At 63.7% G+C, this 17,364-nt stretch carries 13 protein-coding genes; 8 read left to right on the top strand and 5 right to left on the bottom strand.

The genetic code is table 11. The annotated features are described in order from the left end of the window. Positions 1-48 precede the first annotated feature (48 nt). A complete protein-coding gene (locus F506_RS22105) occupies positions 49-1,278 on the top strand; it encodes a serine hydrolase domain-containing protein (protein WP_083458170.1) in 1,230 nt (409 codons plus the stop codon). Positions 1,279-1,740: 462 nt separating this feature from the next. Beyond that, entirely contained in the window at positions 1,741-3,975 is a 2,235-nt protein-coding gene (locus tag F506_RS22100; RefSeq protein WP_053200966.1) for an NADP-dependent isocitrate dehydrogenase, read from the top strand. Between the two features lie 231 nt (positions 3,976-4,206). On the opposite strand, the gene F506_RS22095 is transcribed toward F506_RS22100, so the two are convergent. Continuing rightward, positions 4,207-4,488 carry a DUF4148 domain-containing protein gene (locus tag F506_RS22095; RefSeq protein ID WP_053200964.1) on the bottom strand — a complete coding sequence of 94 codons (282 nt, stop codon included), beginning with the start codon at positions 4,486-4,488 and terminating at the stop codon, positions 4,207-4,209. Between the two features lie 413 nt (positions 4,489-4,901). Between F506_RS22095 and F506_RS22090 the strand changes: the two genes are divergently transcribed. After that, complete coding sequence (locus tag F506_RS22090; protein ID WP_235471278.1) at positions 4,902-5,570, top strand: hypothetical protein; 669 nt, start codon at positions 4,902-4,904, stop codon at positions 5,568-5,570. 5 nt (positions 5,571-5,575) lie between these two features. Continuing rightward, positions 5,576-6,640, top strand: a complete 1,065-nt coding sequence (locus F506_RS22085) for an Lnb N-terminal periplasmic domain-containing protein (RefSeq protein WP_083458168.1) — start codon at positions 5,576-5,578, stop codon at positions 6,638-6,640. Between the two features lies 1 nt (position 6,641). Here the strand turns inward: F506_RS22085 and F506_RS22080 are convergent, their stop codons facing one another. After that, entirely contained in the window at positions 6,642-7,616 is a 975-nt protein-coding gene (locus tag F506_RS22080; RefSeq protein WP_053200962.1) for a LysR family transcriptional regulator, read from the bottom strand. Positions 7,617-7,714: 98 nt separating this feature from the next. On the opposite strand from F506_RS22080, the gene F506_RS22075 reads away from it, so the two are divergent. The 4 genes from F506_RS22075 (at position 7,715) to F506_RS22060 (ending at position 14,141) form a co-directional block, all read left to right on the top strand. After that, complete coding sequence (locus tag F506_RS22075) at positions 7,715-8,953, top strand: MFS transporter (protein ID WP_053200960.1); 1,239 nt, start codon at positions 7,715-7,717, stop codon at positions 8,951-8,953. Positions 8,954-9,133: 180 nt separating this feature from the next. Then, complete coding sequence (gene ribA / locus F506_RS22070; protein WP_053201844.1) at positions 9,134-9,781, top strand: GTP cyclohydrolase II; 648 nt, start codon at positions 9,134-9,136, stop codon at positions 9,779-9,781. Positions 9,782-9,825: 44 nt separating this feature from the next. After that, entirely contained in the window at positions 9,826-10,983 is a 1,158-nt protein-coding gene (locus F506_RS22065) for a CobW family GTP-binding protein (RefSeq protein ID WP_053201843.1), read from the top strand. A gap of 296 nt (positions 10,984-11,279) precedes the next feature. Beyond that, the gene (locus tag F506_RS22060; protein WP_053200958.1) at positions 11,280-14,141 is read left to right on the top strand and encodes a bifunctional diguanylate cyclase/phosphodiesterase; all 2,862 of its coding nucleotides are present in this window, start codon (positions 11,280-11,282) and stop codon (positions 14,139-14,141) included. A gap of 12 nt (positions 14,142-14,153) precedes the next feature. On the opposite strand, the gene F506_RS22055 is transcribed toward F506_RS22060, so the two are convergent. The 3 genes from F506_RS22055 to F506_RS22045 all read right to left on the bottom strand — a co-directional run bounded on the left by F506_RS22055 (position 14,154) and on the right by F506_RS22045 (position 17,320). Next, on the bottom strand, positions 14,154-14,963 hold the full coding sequence (locus tag F506_RS22055) for a metallophosphoesterase (protein WP_053200956.1): 810 nt from the start codon (positions 14,961-14,963) through the stop codon (positions 14,154-14,156). Between the two features lie 12 nt (positions 14,964-14,975). After that, complete coding sequence (locus tag F506_RS22050) at positions 14,976-15,908, bottom strand: AEC family transporter (protein ID WP_053200953.1); 933 nt, start codon at positions 15,906-15,908, stop codon at positions 14,976-14,978. 125 nt (positions 15,909-16,033) lie between these two features. Next, the gene (locus F506_RS22045; RefSeq protein ID WP_053200951.1) at positions 16,034-17,320 is read right to left on the bottom strand and encodes an MFS transporter; all 1,287 of its coding nucleotides are present in this window, start codon (positions 17,318-17,320) and stop codon (positions 16,034-16,036) included. Between the last annotated feature and the right edge of the window lie 44 nt (positions 17,321-17,364).

Below are 17,364 nucleotides of genomic sequence, written 5' to 3'. Positions count from 1 at the left end.
GCTTGTGCGCGTCTCCCTTGCCGGCCTCTTTTTAGCGATAAACCACCCGTGCCAATTCCCAAGAAAACTCCAGTCCGCACCGCCCGCACTACCCGGACTACCCGCACCACTCGTGCCATCGGCGCCGCCCTGGTCCTGATCGCCTTGTCCTACGCCGCCACTGGCGTGGCGCGTTTGCCGTCGCCGCCGGCGTTGATCGGGCTGGCGCTGGACTGGCAGCCGCCTTCGCGCAGCTGGGAATATTTCGACGGCGCGCCGGTGGCGGCAGCCGCCGTACCGGCCGTGTTTGAAGAGCGCAAGATCGGTCTGGCGCCCGAAGTGGCGTGGCGCGGCGGCGGTCGCATCGGCTTCGCCGATTTTCTCCGCGAGACCCATACCAACGCCTTGCTGGTGGTGCAGCATGGCCGCCTGGTCTACGAACATTATCCGCAGGGCGCGCAGCGCGCCACGGTGTTTCCGTCGTATTCGGTGGCCAAGTCGATGCTGTCGGACCTGGTCGGCGTGGCGCTGGCCGAAGGCAAGATTGCGGCGCTGTCGGATCCGGTGCGCAAGTATGTACCCGGCCTGCCGGAGAAATTCGCCACGCTGACCGTCGATGACCTGCTCAACATGCGATCCGGCATTCGCGTCGAAGAGAAGTACGACAGCGCGTTTTCGCAGATCGCCTACATGTACATCACCACCGATCTGAAGCGTTTCCTGCGCGGGCTGGACAAGACCGCGTTTACGCCGGGACAGGGATTCACCTACCGCAGCGTCGATTACCTGCTGCTGGGCATGGTGCTGTCGGCCGCTACCGGCGAGCCGGCCACGCGCTATCTGGAGCGCAAGTTGTGGCAGCCGATGGGCGCAGCCTACGGCGCCAGTTGGAGCGTCGACAGCAAAAAGCAGGGCGTGGAAAAAAGCTTTTGCTGCGTGAACGCGCGCGCCGTCGATTTCGCCCGTTACGGCCTGCTGCATTTGCACCAGGGCCGCGCGGGCGATGTCCAGGTGCTGCCGGCGGCGTGGATGCAGCGGCCGCCGGAAGCCGGCGCGGCCGATGCCGATTTCGCCTACGGCCGCGGCTGGTGGCTGCCGCGCCAACCCGCCGCCCGCGACGGCGGCAGCGCGCCACGCGATTACACCGCGATCGGCATCCACGGCCAGTATGTCTACATCGATCCGGTCAGCGACACCGTCATCGTCAAGCTCAGCGATCACGGCAACGAGCAGGATGAGGCGCTGACGGTGGCGGCCTTCCGCAGCATCGTTGCGGCGCTGCCGGCCGGCGAGCCCTGACGTTGCCGAAGGTGGCGCCGGGTTTGCCGCGGAGATTTTATCCCCGGCGCGAGGGCGGGAAATCGCGCTGGTTTGGCAGGATTTGACCGCCGTTGACGGCTTCGCCGCGCAATCCGGTGCTAAAGATGCAGTCCGGCAAGGCCGGCTTCGAAGCCATCAGGCCCGGTCTTCAACGGTTTTCGACGGTTTCGCGCTAAAATACGGGTTGTTTTTGTGTTGGCGCCAAGGCAGTGGCAGCAGAAAACGGCCTCTCGCTACAGATCGTGAACCGGTTCTTACAGGTTCATGAAAGGAAGCGCCACTACAATACGAAGTTGTTGCAACATCAATCCGACGCATTGCGCCGTCGGGCAGGCAAGCCAGGTACTACCAGTATCTTCCGCTTCGCCATGTCCGGCCCCCTTGATGGTGCGGCAGCCTCCGAGACGGCTCATCAAACACCAACCCCGCAAGGACATCACCGTGACTACTGATAATTCCACCATCATCTATACGCTGACTGATGAGGCGCCACTGCTGGCGACCTACTCTCTGCTGCCCATCATCAGGACGTTCACCGCGCCGGCCGGCGTCAACGTCGTTGAAAGCGATATCTCGGTGGCCACGCGGATTCTGGCCGAATTCCCGGACCGTCTGACACCTGAACAGCGTGTCCCGGACAATCTCGCCGCGCTGGGCCAGCTGACCCAGGACCCGAACGCCAACATCATCAAGCTGCCGAACATCAGCGCCTCGGTGCCGCAGCTGCAAGCCGCGATCCGCGAACTGCAATCGCGCGGCTATGCGATCCCCGACCTGCCGGAAGATCCGAAGACCGACGAAGAGAAAGAAATCCTGAAGAGCTACTCCAAGGTGCTGGGCAGCGCCGTCAACCCGGTCCTGCGCGAAGGCAATTCCGACCGCCGCGCACCGGCATCGATCAAGCGTTTCGCCCGCAAGCATCCGCACAGCATGGGCGAGTGGAGCATGGCCTCGCGCAGCCACGTGGCGCACATGAAGCATGGCGACTTCTACCACGGTGAAAAATCCATGACCATCGGCGCCGCGCGCGACGTCAAGATGGAGCTGGTCGGCAAGAGCGGCAAGACCACGGTCCTCAAGCCCAAGGTTGCCCTGAAGGCCGGCGAAATCATCGACAGCATGTTCATGAGCAAGAAGGCGCTGTGCGAGTTTTACGAAGAGCAATTTGAAGATGCGCGCAAGACCGGCGTGATGCTGTCGCTGCACGTCAAGGCGACCATGATGAAGGTGTCGCACCCGATCGTGTTCGGCCACGCCGTCAAGATCTTCTACAAGGAAGCCTTCGCCAAGCACGGCAAGTTGTTCGACGAACTGGGCGTGAACGTCAACAACGGCCTGGTCAACCTGTACGAAAAGATCGAGTCCCTGCCGTCGTCGAAGAAAGAAGAAATCATCCGCGACCTGCACGCCTGTCACGAACACCGTCCGTCGCTGGCGATGGTCGACTCGGCCAAGGGCATTTCCAACCTGCACGCACCGAACGACGTGATCGTCGATGCATCGATGCCGGCCATGATCCGTATCGGCGGCAAGATGTGGGACGCCAACGGCAAGCCGCAAGACACCAAGGCAGTGATCCCGGAAAGCACCTTCGCCCGTATCTACCAGGAAGTCATCAACTTCTGCAAAACCAACGGCAACTTCGATCCGACCACCATGGGCACCGTGCCTAACGTCGGCCTGATGGCGCAAAAGGCGGAAGAATACGGTTCGCACGACAAGACATTCGAAATCGCCGAAGACGGCGTGGCCAATATCGTCGACCTCGCCACCGGCGAAGTCCTGCTGACGCAAAATGTCGAGCAAGGCGACATCTGGCGCATGTGCCAGGTCAAGGACGAACCGATCCGCGACTGGGTCAAGCTGGCCGTCACGCGCGCACGCAACTCCGGCATGCCGGCCGTGTTCTGGCTGGACCCATACCGTCCGCACGAAGCCGAACTGATCAAGAAGGTCGAGACTTACCTGAAGGATCACGACACCAAGGGCCTGGACATCCAGATCATGTCGCAAGTGCGCGCCATGCGTTACACGCTGGAACGCGTCATCCGCGGCCTCGACACCATCTCGGTGACCGGCAACATCCTGCGCGACTACCTGACCGACCTGTTCCCGATCATGGAACTGGGCACCAGCGCCAAGATGCTGTCCATCGTTCCGCTGATGGCGGGCGGCGGCATGTACGAAACCGGCGCGGGCGGTTCGGCGCCGAAGCACGTCAAGCAACTGGTGGAAGAGAACCATCTGCGCTGGGATTCGCTGGGCGAGTTCCTGGCATTGGCGGTATCGCTGGAAGACATGGGCATCAAGACCGGCAACAAGAAGGCGCAAGTGCTGGGCAAGGCGCTCGACGATGCAACCGGCAAGCTGCTGGACAACAACAAGTCGCCATCGCCGAAGACCGGCGAGCTGGATAACCGCGGCAGCCATTTCTACCTGGCCATGTACTGGGCGCAGGAACTGGCCGCGCAAAAGGAAGACGCCGAACTGGCGGCGAAGTTTGCGCCGCTGGCCAAGACATTGACCGAGAACGAAGCCAAGATCACGGCTGAACTCAAGGCAGTGCAAGGCAATCCGGTCGACATCGGCGGCTACTTCCTGGCCGATCCGAAGAAGGTCAGCGCAGTCATGCGTCCGAGCGCCACGCTCAACGCAGCGCTGGCTTCGGTGAAGTAATCGCCGGGCAAGCACCAAAGAAGTACTAAAGCATCAAGTAGGCATCACGTAAAAAAGCGGATCTGCGTAATATGGCAGATCCGCTTTTTCGTATCGGCGGCCGGCGCGCATGGACGCATGTCCATGATGCGCGTCGCAGCCGCTTGCATCCTTCCTGCCGGCCTTGCACCATCAGCAGCGCAGCAGGCGATTTCCACTACGGATCAAACTTCAGGCATCAAGCATTCAGCATCAGGCGCCGGCGTACGTGGCGTCGTCATGCATGTTTTGTGCGTGCTGCAACTCCTGGCGCACATCCTGGCGGCTCAGGTGCGACGAGGCTTGCGAGAGGGCCGGATAGTTGTCGCCGTCCGCGATCTGGCCTTGCTGCTGGGCCTGGATCAGTTCCTGTTTGACTTCGGCGCGGCTGAGGCTGGAAACGAAGGGCTGTTCGACCGGATAGGGGGCTTCGGCGTAGGCGCCGGCAGCGGAAGTCAGGGCCAGGGCGGCGAAGGCGAGGGATAATTTACGCATGGTGTGTTCTCCAAAAAAGTCAGACGACAACCGCAGTCAGCCATGCAGACCGCATGGCTAGAGGGGAAACATGAAGGAGGGCTGCGGTCATCGTGGAACACATTCTGCGCCGCGCTGTCGGACAGAAGCATGACGAACATATGACAATCCGGTCATGCGCGTGTCAGGTTTTTCTCAGCTTGCGTTCAGCTTGAGGACGCCATTCGGAATCGCGCAATCCGTCGTGGCCGCCGATGCGGCGCACGGTATGCGCAACATGAACAATACGGCGGTGTACCATGGCAGCACCGTGTTGCAAGCCAAAGTGTCAGCCTCGGGGGCAGGTAGTCAAAAAAGGGGAGTCGGCGATGATGGAATTGTTTTATCGGATCAGGCAATCTCATAGTGCTCAGGGGGCATATCGAACCGCCCTGATGCTGGCGGCAGCCGTCGCCCTCTCATCCGCACCTCTCGCCGTGCGCGCAGCTGAAGCAAGCTGCGATTGCCAGCAGAGCGTGGGGACGTGTTCGGCCTCCATCGCGGTCAAGCCGGTGGAGGCGACCACCCTCGGTTCGTATGCATCGGAACTGCGCTTTACGTCTTCCGCGCCGGCGTGTTCCAAAGTCAATTACTACGTCGACGGCACGCCGTATTTCAACGTGCTGGTCAGCGGCAATACCGGCGCCGACACCATCTGGGGACCGAAGCAGATCAGCCGCGCCAACATCACCGAGATCAGTTGCCAAGTATGCAGGCAGGTCGCGATGACGCCGGTGCCGGTTGAAAAGAAACCCGAGAACGCGGAACTCAAACCGACCCTGTTTGACGGCCAGTGGGCCGGCGCCGGCAGCAACTCCTTCGGCTCGGCGCAACGCTGGACCTTGAACTTCGCCACCACCGCGGCAGGCAAGGCAGCCATCACCGGCACCATGGAAGGCAACTTCCCGACCGTTCCGATCAGCGCCAGCGGCACCGTCAGCGGCAGCACGCTGAGCTGGCTCGACCAGCAGACCACTTGCTCGGCCAAGCTGCTGACCGATGTCTCGCTGGCCTTCGAATGCCACGGCCAGGGCTCGGTGCAGATGGTGATGCGGCGGCAGTGAGCGGCATGAACCAGGGGCGACGCTTGCGCCGATTTTTCTTCATCGCGCTGTGCCTCGTGCTCAGTGTGCTGACCACGCTGGCCGGGGTATGGTCCGGTTTCGCCTTGTGGTATCAGTTGCAGGCGCCGGCGCAGATCCGGACGGTCGCTGTGGCTGTGCTCGCGTTGGCCGTGCTGGCGGCGCTGAACGGCCTGTGGCGACGACGCTGGCGTCCGCTGCTCGGGTTTGCCGTGCTGTTCGCCGGCATGCTGGGCTGGTGGAGCACGCTCAAGCCCTCGCATGATCGTATCTGGGCCGATGAGGTTGCGCGCCTTTTGCATATCGACATCGACGGCAATCACGCGCACCTGACCAACGTGCGCAACTTCGACTGGCGTAGCGAGACCGACTACACCGTGCGCTGGGAGGATCGCAACTATGATCTCGGCCGTTTGGTCAGCGCTGATCTGGTGCTGTCGTACTGGATGGGACCGGCGATTGCGCACACGCTGGTGTCTTTCGGTTTCGACGACGGCCGCTATCTGACGTTTTCGGTGGAGATCCGGAAGGAGAAGGGCGAGAGCTTTTCGGCGCTTGGCGGTTTCTTCCGCAAGTTCGAGGCCGTGCTGGTGGCCAGCGAGGAGCGCGACATTCTGCGCGTGCGCAGCAATGTGCGCGGGGAAGATGTGTATCTGTATCGCTTGCAGGTCGAGCCGGCCACCTTGCGCAAGCTGTTCGCCGGTTATGCCGGTGAAGCCGCCAAGCTCGAACGTGAACCGGCCTTCTACAACACCCTGACCAGCAATTGCACGACGATCGTGTTCGACCTGGCGCGCGCAATCAATCCGCAATTGCCGTTCGATTATCGTTTGCTGGCGTCGGGTTATCTTGCCGAATATGCCTACGACGTCGGCGGCCTGACGCCGGGATTCGATTACGCCACCCTGCATGCGCGCAGCCGCATTACAGAGCGGGCGCTCGCGGCAGGGAACGATGCGCGCTTTTCGGAATTGATCCGCGTCGGCATTCCCGGAACGCATCCCACGCCTGTTGGTGAAACGAGTGCCGGCACGCCGTCCATGAAAAAATGACTCAGCGCACCGTCCAGCGCGCGGCGCTGCCGACCGCCGCCGGCATCGCTTCGCGCATGGTGTCGACGAAGTAGCGCAACCGCGCCGGATAAAAGCGCGCATACGGATAAATGATCGACACCGGCAGCGGCGCGGCTTCCCACTCGGGCAAAAGCGGCACCAGCCGGCCTTGCTCGATGTGTTCCGCCAGCAGCCACGCCGAACCTAGGAGCAGGCCGACGCCTTCCACCGCCGCATTGGTCAGTGCATACAGGCTGTCGGAACTGAGGCGCGGCTGGAACGCCACTTCGGTGACTTCGCCGGTGACGGTGTTTTTCAGCGTGATGTCGCGCCGGTAAAACTGCGGGATCGCCAGCCACGGCATCGCCGCCAGGTCGCGCGGATGCGTCGGCGCCGGATGCTGCGCCAGCAACGCCGGCGCGATCGCCATCATGCGCGGCACTTCGGCCAGCCGGATCGCCACCACGGCGGGGTCGCTGACTTCGCCGACCTGGATCGCGCAGTCGATGCCGTGCGCGATGAAGTCGGCGACGCGGTCGTACAGCAGCCATTCCACCGTGATCGCCGGATGGCGCCGCATGAACTCGGCTAGCGGCGCGATCAGTTGCCGTTGCCCGAAGGCATTCGGCACCACCACGCGCAGCGAGCCCTCGGCCTCGACGCCGGCGCCGCGCACATCGAACTGGAAGGATTCCCAGCCGGCCAGCAGGTCGAGCGCGCGTTCGTAGCAACGCTCGCCGTCCTCGGTCAGCTTCATCGCATGCGTGGAACGTTGCAGCAGGCGCACGCCCAGCGAACGCTCCAGCAATTGCAGGCGGCGGCTGATGGTCGGCTGCGTGGTGTCGAGTTGGCTCGCGGCGGCCGACAGGCTGCCGGCCTGGACGATGCGCACGAACGTCTGGATCAGTTCGATGCGATCCGAGGGGCCGGAAGACGAAGGAAGGGCGGCGGGAGCCGAGATGGTCGCTTTGCTCATACGGGCAGCGTATAACAATTCTGCGCGCCGTGCTACTACCGCAGCGCAGCAATGGCGCGCAAACTCCACCCCGTCAATCAATAAAAGGGGTAGCCATCATGTCTTCCATTCAGAATACGCATACAAGTCACGGCGCCACGGTCGCGTCCGCAGCGGTCCATCAGCTTCCGGCCTCGCTGCTGCTCCTGCTGTCGTCCGGCGCTGGTCTGGCGGTGGCCTCGCTGTATTACTCGCAGCCGATGCTGGGCATTCTCGGCGCCGACATCGGTGCCTCCGACCGCGCCATCGGCATGGTGCCGATGCTGACCCAGCTCGGTTACGCGCTCGGCATCCTGCTGCTGGCGCCGCTGGGCGACCGTTATGATCGCCGCCGCATCATCCTGATCAAGGCGGCCGTGCTGACCGGCGCTTTGCTGCTGGCCGGCGCGTCGTCGGGCATCGCGGTGCTGCTCGTCGCCAGCCTGGCGATCGGCTTGTCGGCGACGCTGGCGCAGGACATCGTCCCGGCCGCCGCCACCCTGGCCCCGGAACAGAGCCGCGGCAAGGTGGTCGGCACCGTCATGACCGGCTTGCTGCTCGGCATCCTGCTGTCGCGCGTGCTGAGCGGTTTCGTCGCCGAGCACTTCGGCTGGCGCAGCATGTTCGTGGCGGCTTCGGTCAGCATCGCCCTGATCGGCATCGCCGCGTGGCGCGGCCTGCCGCGCTTCAAGGCGACCACGCATCTGTCGTACGGCGCTTTGCTGGGTTCGCTGGGCAAGCTGGTGGAAAAACATCCTGCGCTGCGTCGCGCCGCAATGGCCCAGGGTTTGCTGTCGGTCGGCTTCAGCGCCTTCTGGTCGACGCTGGCGGTGATGCTGCATGCCGCGCCGTTCCATCTGGGCAGCGCCGCCGCCGGCGCCTTCGGCCTGGCAGGCGCTGCGGGAGCCCTGGCTGCGCCGCTGGCCGGCCGCATCTCGGACAAGAAAGGCCCTGAACTGGTAACCCGCCTGGGCATCGGCCTGGCCATCCTGTCCTTCGTGGCGATGGCGTTCGGTCCGGCCTTCTCGACCAGCGGCCAGCTGTGGTTGCTGGCGTTGGCGGCAATCGGTTTCGACCTGGGCGTGCAGGCCACGCTGGTGGCGCATCAGACTATCGTCTACAGCATCGAACCGGGCGCCCGCAGCCGTCTCAATGCCGTGTTGTTTGTCGGCATGTTCATCGGCATGGCGGCCGGCGCGGCGCTGGGCAGCCTGTTGCTGGCGCAATGGGGCTGGATCGGTGTGGTCGGTCTGGCAACGGTGACTTCGCTGGGCGCCTTGCTGGTGCGCCTGCTGCCGGGCAAGAATCGCGACCGTTGATCGCTCCTGCCGGTGCATGAAACCAGCGCGGCCTCCGGGCCGCGCTTGTGTTTACGACAAAAAACGCCCGCCCGGGCTTGAAGAACCGCAGGGCCAGCCTGAAATAATTGGAGCCGCGTTGTAAGATACGCGGCTGCGCCCAATGTACCCATTGCGGCGCCATTACAAAGGTTGTTCATCATGTCGTCACCAGAAAACATCGAAACAGACGTCGCCATTCCGGAAGAAAACCTGGAATTCGTCAGCTCCTGCGCATTGCCGATGCCGTGGGCCACTTTCCAACTGCACGCTTTCGTCGACCACGTTTCCGGCAAGGAACACCTGGCCCTGGCCTTGGGCGACGTCGGCAACGGCGAGCCGGTGCTGGCGCGCGTGCATTCCGAATGCCTGACCGGCGACGCGCTGTTCAGCCAGCGCTGCGATTGCGGCGCGCAACTTGAAGCCGCTCTGCGGCGCATTGCAAAGGAAAAGCGCGGCGTGGTGTTTTACCTGCGCCAGGAAGGCCGCGGCATCGGCCTGCTCAACAAGGTGCGCGCCTACCATCTGCAGGACGGCGGCGCCGACACGGTCGAGGCCAACCTGCAACTCGGTTTCCCGGCCGACATGCGGCGCTACACCATGGTGGTGCCGATGGCCGATCACCTCGGCATCAAGGGCCTGCGCCTGATGACGAACAACCCGCGCAAGGTCAACGCCTTGGTGGAAAACGGCATCGAGGTACTGGAGCGCGTGCCGCTGGTGGAAAATCGCAACCCCTTCAACCTCCGCTACCTTCGCACCAAAGCCACCAAGCTGGGCCATCTGCTGCCGTCGCACGACAACGATTAAGCGCGATTGAATCCGTGACGGAAGCCGTCCCATCCATGACCAAAATGACACCAGACACTCCCGCACTGATCCCGATCTCGCTATTGACCGGCTTCCTCGGCAGCGGCAAGACCACGCTGCTGAACTACCTTGTGGCCCAGCCCGAGCTCAAGGACACGCTGGTCATCATCAATGAGTTCGGCGAGATCGGCCTCGACCATTTGCTGGTGGCGCACAGCCAGGATGAAGTCGTGGTCGAGATGAGCAGCGGCTGCCTGTGCTGCACCATCCGCGGCGACCTCAAGAAGACCCTCAAGGACATCACCTGGCGTTTCGCCGAAGGCGGCAAGCGCAAGTTCAATCGCGTCATCATCGAGACCACCGGACTGGCCTCGCCGATCCCGATCCTGCACACGCTGATGACCGACAATTTCATCGCGTCCAAGTACCGGCTCGATGGCGTCATCACCACCGTCGATGCCGTCAACGGCAACCAGACGCTGGACAACCATATCGAAGCGGTACAGCAGGCCGCGGTGGCGGATCGCGTGCTGCTGACCAAGAGCGACCTGGCCGACGCGGCAGCGCTGCAGGATTTGCAGGCGCGCCTGCAACAGATCAATCCGGGCGCGCAACAAATCCTCTCGCAGCAAGGCCAGGTGGCGCCGCAGCAGCTGCTCGACGCCGGCCTGTTCAGGGCGGCCGACAAGACGCCCGACGTCGAGCGCTGGCTCAGCGAAGAAGCGTACGAACCGCCGCACACGCACGGCCACGATCATGCGCATGATGGCCATCACCATCACCATCACCATCACAAGCACGCACACGAAGACCACGGCCACGACATCAACCGCCACGACGATCACATCCGCGCCTTCTGCTTCAGCTTCGACAAGCCGATCGAGCCGCATCTGTTCGATGAATGGCTGAGCCTGCTGGTCGGGTTCAAGGGCCAGAACATCCTGCGCATCAAAGGTATCGTCAATCTCGCCGGCGAAGACAAGCCGACCGTGATCCACGGCGTGCAGCACATCTTCCATCCGACCGTGACGCTGCCGGCCTGGCCGTCGGAAGATCGCCGCACGCGCATCGTGTTCATCACCAAGGACATCGAGCGCGCCACCATCGAACGTTCCTTTACGGCATTCATGCAAGCCCAGGCGATCGAGCAGAGTCAGGAGCAAGAGCGGCGGCAGGCACCGGGCAAGGACACTGCGTGGTAAAAATGCCGCAGTTGCAGCATGGCGCTCCGCACTAACATTTCCTGCAGGACACAATAACGCGCCGCATTTCATGGCGTGTTTTGCATTGCTGCACGCCCCGTTCTGGTGAGGCGCTACGCGGGGCAACAGTTTTCTCTGTAGGACAGCCTTGCGCAATTTCGGGGAGGCCCGGCGACGGTCTGCGCAGCAAAACTTTCTCTCAATAAAGTTGGAAAAAAATTAATCAATAAGGCGTCTGTGCGCCGGGTGGCGCGTTTATGATGACCTCATACCGGTCACGAAAATGTCACCCCCGCATGTACAAAGCGATCAAACGCATAGGAGCCTCGATCTCGGTGTCGCTGACGCTGATCATCGGCTTTGGCGTGACGGCTTTGCTGTTCCTTGCGACCTGCAAGCTGGAAGATGACGCCTTCAATCTCGACTTCGAGCGGCGCGCGCTGGTGCGCGTGACCACGCTGCAGCGCGGACTCGAAGAAGCGGTGCAGGTGCTGACCGTCATCAATCGTTTGTTCGCCACCGTCGACAACCCCACCCGCGAGCAATTCCACACCTTCACCGCACCATTGGTGGAGAAGTACCCGCACGTACAGGCCTTCAGCTTCCAGCGCTTCATCACGCGCGGCGAACGCGCCGGTTTCGAGAGCGCCATGCAGGCGCGCTATCCGGGCTTCGGCATCAACGCGATGGTGGAGGGCAAGACCGTGCCGTCGCCGATCCGCGAGCGCTACCTGGTGGTCGATTATCTTGAACCGCTGCAAGGCAACCGTCCCGCGCTCGGCCTCGACATGTCGGCCAACGCCACCGTGATGCAGGCGCTGGAGCTGGCCATTGACAGCGGCAAGCCGGTCTCGACCGGCGCGTTCCGGCTCGCCCAGGCGTCCACCAATGAACGCGGCCTGCTGGTGCTGATGCCGGTGTATCGCGCCGGCATGCCGCTCGACACGCTGGCGCAGCGCCGGGCGGCGGTGATCGGCGACACCACTGCGGTGTTCCATGCGCGCGTGTTGCTGCAACGGATTTTCAACGCGGCCGGTCCGCTGCGGCGCGAAGACGTCGACATCAGCGTGTTTATCGGCGAGCACGCCGATCCGGTGGATCTGGTCTATCGCAGCGAGAGCAGCGCCAGCAAATCGCTGCTGCCCTCATGGCTCGGCTATCGCAAGCCGGTGCGCATTCGCCGCACCTTCAACATCGCCGGCCAGCCGTGGCACCTGGAAGCGAGATCGGCGCCCATCTCGCTGACCTCCAATCATTCCAACTCGCTGCTGATCCTCGGCGCCGGCACCTTGCTGACGTTGCTGGCGGCGGCCTACCTGTACACGCTGTCGATGCGCTCGCGCCGCATCCAGCGCACCGTCGACGAGCGCACCGCCGAGCTGCGCCTGACCAACGTGCTGCTCAAGGAAGACATCCACGCGCGCCAGCAGGCCGAGCAGGCACTGCAACTGCGCCAGCGCGCCATCGAAGCGAGCGCCAACGCCATCATCATCATGCAGGCGACTGCACCCGACTATCCGATCGAATACGTCAATCCGGCGTTCGAGCGCATCACCGGCTACAGCGCCGGGGAAGTGATCGGGCATAGCATCCGCATGCTGGAAAGCGACAGCGGCGCCGATGCCCATGCCCACGGCTTCGAGGAAATCTGGAGCGCCATGCGCGAGCAACGCGAAGGTAATGTCGTGCTGCGCAACCACAACAAGAGCGGCGCCGAAGTCTGGAACGACTTGTACATCGCGCCGGTGAAGAGCGAGCAGGGTACGGTCACGCATTTCGTCGCCGCGCTGTACGACATCACATCGATGAAGCGTTATGAGGCGGAACTGGAATTTCAGGCCAACCGCGACGTGCTGACCGGTCTGGTCAACCGCAATATGCTGCGCAAGGTGCTGGAAGAAGCGATGGCCTACGCCGAGCGTTACCAGCGTTCGCTGTGGGTGGTGTTCGTCGATCTCGACCGCTTCAAGTTCGTCAACGACACTCTCGGCCACAAGGCCGGCGACCTGCTGCTCAAAACCATCGCCGGCCGTTTGCGGGCGGCAGTGCGCGACACCGACACCATCGCGCGCCTGGGCAGCGACGAGTTCGTCATCGTCATGTCCGAGTACACCGGCATCGGTCTCGATACGCGTCACCTGCATCGCATCCAGGAAGCCGTGGCGGCGCCGATGACGATCGAGGGGCATACCTTCTTCCCGACCTGCAGCATCGGCGTGGCCGCCTATCCCGACGACGGTCGCGACGCCGAGGTGCTGGTCAAGCACGCCGACATCGCGATGTACCGCGCCAAGCAGAGCGGTCGCGACAACTATCAGTTCTACACGCCCGCGATGAACGCGCAGGCGCTGGAACGCCTGCGCATCGAAGGCGATTTGCGCATCGCGCTGGAGCGCAATGAATTCCTGTTGCATTACCAGCCCAAGATCAATCTGCGCAGCGGCCGGATCGTTGGTATGGAGGCGCTGATCCGCTGGAACCATCCGGAGCTGGGCATGGTGTCGCCGGCGCGCTTCATCAGCCTGGCCGAAGAGACGGGCCTGATTCTGCCCATCGGTTCATGGGTGATCCGCACCGCCTGCGAGCAGGTGCGCGCATGGCAGGAAGCCGGGCTGGGAAACATGCGCGTCTCGGTCAATTTGTCGGTGCGCCAGTTCGTACAGAAAGACCTGGTGTCGTCGATCGCCAAGGTGCTGCAGGAGACCGGACTCGACGCCGATTTCCTCGAACTGGAACTGACCGAAAGCCTGGTGATGACTGACGTCGAACACGCCATCGGCATCCTGCGCGAACTCAAGGACCTCGGCGTGCATCTGTCGATCGACGATTTCGGCACCGGCTATTCCAGCTTGTCTTACCTGAAGAAATTTCCGATCGACGTGCTCAAGATCGACAAGTCCTTCGTGCGCGACATCACGCTCGATGCCGACGACGCGGCCATCACGGTCTCCATCATCTCGCTGGCGCACAGCCTCAAGCTGCACGTGATCGCCGAAGGCGTGGAAACCGAGGAGCAGCTGTCCTATCTGCGCCAGCACGGCTGCGACGAAATGCAGGGATACCTGTTCAGCCCGCCGGTGCCGCCCGAGCGGTTCGTCGAGCTGCTGCAGGAAAAGAACGACACGCAGGTCACCACGCTGGAGTTCAGCGCGCGCTGACGCCTGGCTCTCTCAGATCGCGATCACCAGCTGCGGATCGAAGGCCGGATTCTCCCACTCGATGTCATCGAGCGTCGCCGCCTGTTTCAGGTTGAGCGCATAGCCGCGCGGATTGGTCACGACGCGGCAGTTCGCGACCGTGTAGTCGAAACTGTCATGCACATGGCCGTGCACCCACAGGTCTGCCTGCGCCAGCAACGGCGTGAGGTCGCTGATGAAGCCGGGGTTCAGCGGCGAGCCGGCGAAGCGCTCATGCACCGACTGCGGATGCGGACCATGATGCGTGATCACCACGGTTTTGCCATCGAAGGGGCGCGCCAGTTCCTGCTCCAGCCAGGCGCGCGAACGCCGGTGCAATTGCAGCGCATCCTGCGGCGTGAATAGCACGCCGCCCGGCATGGTGATCACGCGATGGTCGAACAGGATGTTGCCGGCCTGTTCCATCGCAGCGTCCAGCGTCAGCGCGGGCGTTCCCTCTTGTTGCAAGGCGTAGTCGGTCCACAGGCAACAACCGAGAAAGCGCACGCCGCCTTCGACCGCGACGGCATTCTCCAGATGACGCACCCGCTCGCCCGAGGCTTGCGCGCTGCGGCCGATGTCGCCGACCACTTGCGGATATTGCGCGTGATAGGCCTCGTGGTTGCCGTGCACATACAGCACCGGAACCGGCCAGTCGGCGAAGGCCGCGATCGCCGCGTCGCCGTGGTGGATGTCGCCGGCGATGATCAGCAGGTCGGCGTCGGCAGGCGCGATGGCGCGGTAGCCGGGAAACTTCGGCGTCATCCGTTCAAGATGCAGGTCGGAGGCGATCTGGATTTTCATGCGCGGGTTTCCTCAATGGGCGATCCACGCCAGGATCAGCGTGATCGTCAGCAGCGACGTCGTGGTGGAAATCAGGATGGCGCGCGACATCAATGCCGCTTCGCGCCGGTACAGTTCGGCCAGCATGAACGGACCGGTGCCGATCGGCATGGCCGACAACAGCAGCGCGGTGTCGGCCCACATCTTCGGCAGCGGCAGGATCCAGTAGGCGAACAGCGCCGTGACGGCCGGATGCAGCAACAGCTTGAAGCCGACCAGCAGGCTCACCGAGCCGGCCTGTTTGTTCTCGATCGGCTGCGCCAGGAACAGGCCCAGCGACACCAGCGCGCACGGACTGGCGGCCGCCCCCAGCAACTTGAACAACTGCTGTACGCCGGTCGGGAGCGCAAAGCCGCCGGCCGCCACCAGGCTGCCGAGGATCGGTGCGATCAGGATGGGATTGCGGATCAGCGAGTTGCCGGTCTTGAGGAGGCTGCGGCCGATGTGCTTCTCGGCGTGCAGGCAGATTTCCAGCAGCACAATAGCGATGGCGAACAGCAGGCAGGCGGTCATCACCATGGCGATCACGGCCGGCGGCATGCCGTCGCGGCCGAAGGCCAGCAGGCACAGCGGGATGCCGATAAAGCCGACGTTGGCGTACGAGGTGCCGAGGCTGTCGATGATGATGTCGCCGGCCGCCGCGCCCTGGCGATACTTGATCCAGGCCGTCAGCACGAACACCACCGCGATGCCGATGGCAAATACCGCGATGAAGCGCAGGTTGCTGAAGTCGGCGGGCGTGAGCCGCGCGATCGAATCGAACAGCAGCGCCGGCAGGCCCAGATAGATGACGAAGCGGTTCAGTTCGCTGGCGGCGTTGACGCTGAGGATATTGCGCTTGCGGCACAGGTAGCCGAGGAAGATCAGCGCGAAAACCGGAAAGACGACATTGAAGATGGCGAGCATGAAGTGAACGCAGGGCGGCTGGCTGCATGGATGATGGAGTGCGGACGATTTTAAAGGGTTTTGCCGCACCCGGTTTTCCACCGCCGCGCGAGTGCGGCACGCACTGCGTTCTACAAGCCGGTTTTTCAGCTGAGCGCCGCCGCCAGCATGCCGGGGCTGGCGTCAGCCGGCTTGTCGCCGATGGCGAAATGCAGCAGCGCCGCCAGCACGCCGGCCGCCACCGTCGCACCCCACACCAGCGAGTACGAGCCGGTCAGGTCGAACATATAGCCGCCCAGCCAGGCGCCGAGGAAGGAGCCGAGCTGGTGGCTCAGGAAGCACACCCCGAACAGCGTGCCGAGGTGCCGCGTGCCGAACACTTTCGCCACCAGTCCGCTGGTGAGCGGCACCGTGCCGAGCCAGGTCAGTCCCATCACGGCGGCGAACACCATGACCGAGGCGCCGGTCGTGGGCAGCGCCAGGAATACCGCGATGGCCCCGCTGCGGATCAGGTACAGCCAGCCCAGCACGTATTGCTGGCGGAAGCGGCCGCCCAGCCAGCCGCAGCCCCAGCTGCCGGCCATGTTGAACAGGCCGATCAGCGCCAGCGCGGTGGCGCCCAGGCCGAGCGGCATGTGGCACAGCATCAGGTAGCCGGGCAGGTGGGTGCCGATGAAAGCCAGCTGGAAACCGCAGGTGAAGAAGCCGATGGTCAGCAGGCGATAGCCGCGATGACGTCCGGCCAGGGCCAGCACTTCCTTGAGTGAAGACGTGTCCGGTTCGGCGGCGGCGTGCGTCACGGATGCAGGGGATTTCTTGCGGCCCCGGTCCAGGATCAGGCCGGCCGGTGCAATCGCCAGCGCAATGACCGCCAGCACGAACAGCGAGACCGGCACGCCGGCGCCCTCACGCACCATCTGCGCCAGCGGCACCAGCAACACCTGGCCGAGCGAACCGCCGGCGCTGGCGATGCCCATCGCCATGCTGCGCTGCTGCGGCGTGGCGACGCGGCCGACCGAGGCCAGCACCACGCCGAAGCTGGTGCAGCTGATGCCGATGCCGACCAGCAGTCCCAGTCCGATGACCAGCAGCAGGCCGGACGGCGCCACCGCCGCCAGCCCCAGTCCGGCGGCGAAGGTGACGGCGCCGAACGCCACCACCGGCGTGGCGCCGTAACGGTCCGCAGCGGCGCCGGCGAACGGCTGCGCGAAGCCCCAGACCAGATTGTGCAGGGCGATGGCGAAGGCGATCACCGTGACCGGCAAGCCGCGGTCGTAGGAAAACGGATTGATGTACAGGCCGAAGGTCTGGCGCGTGCCCATGACGACGCTGAGCACCAGTGCGGCGGCGACGACGACCCACAGCGCGGGATTGCCGGCGCTGAAAAGGGGAGGAGAGAGGTGAGCCGGAGCTGGCTGGGTGGTTGCGGACATGATGGATGTCTCCGTTGCGATCACAGAACCGCACATTAGCAGCG

Origin of the sequence: Herbaspirillum hiltneri N3, from assembly GCF_001267925.1 — a bacterium.
Lineage (GTDB): Bacteria > Pseudomonadota > Gammaproteobacteria > Burkholderiales > Burkholderiaceae_D > Herbaspirillum > Herbaspirillum hiltneri.
Note: the sequence above shows the minus strand (reverse complement) of the source record. Positions and strands in the feature narration are given on the sequence as shown.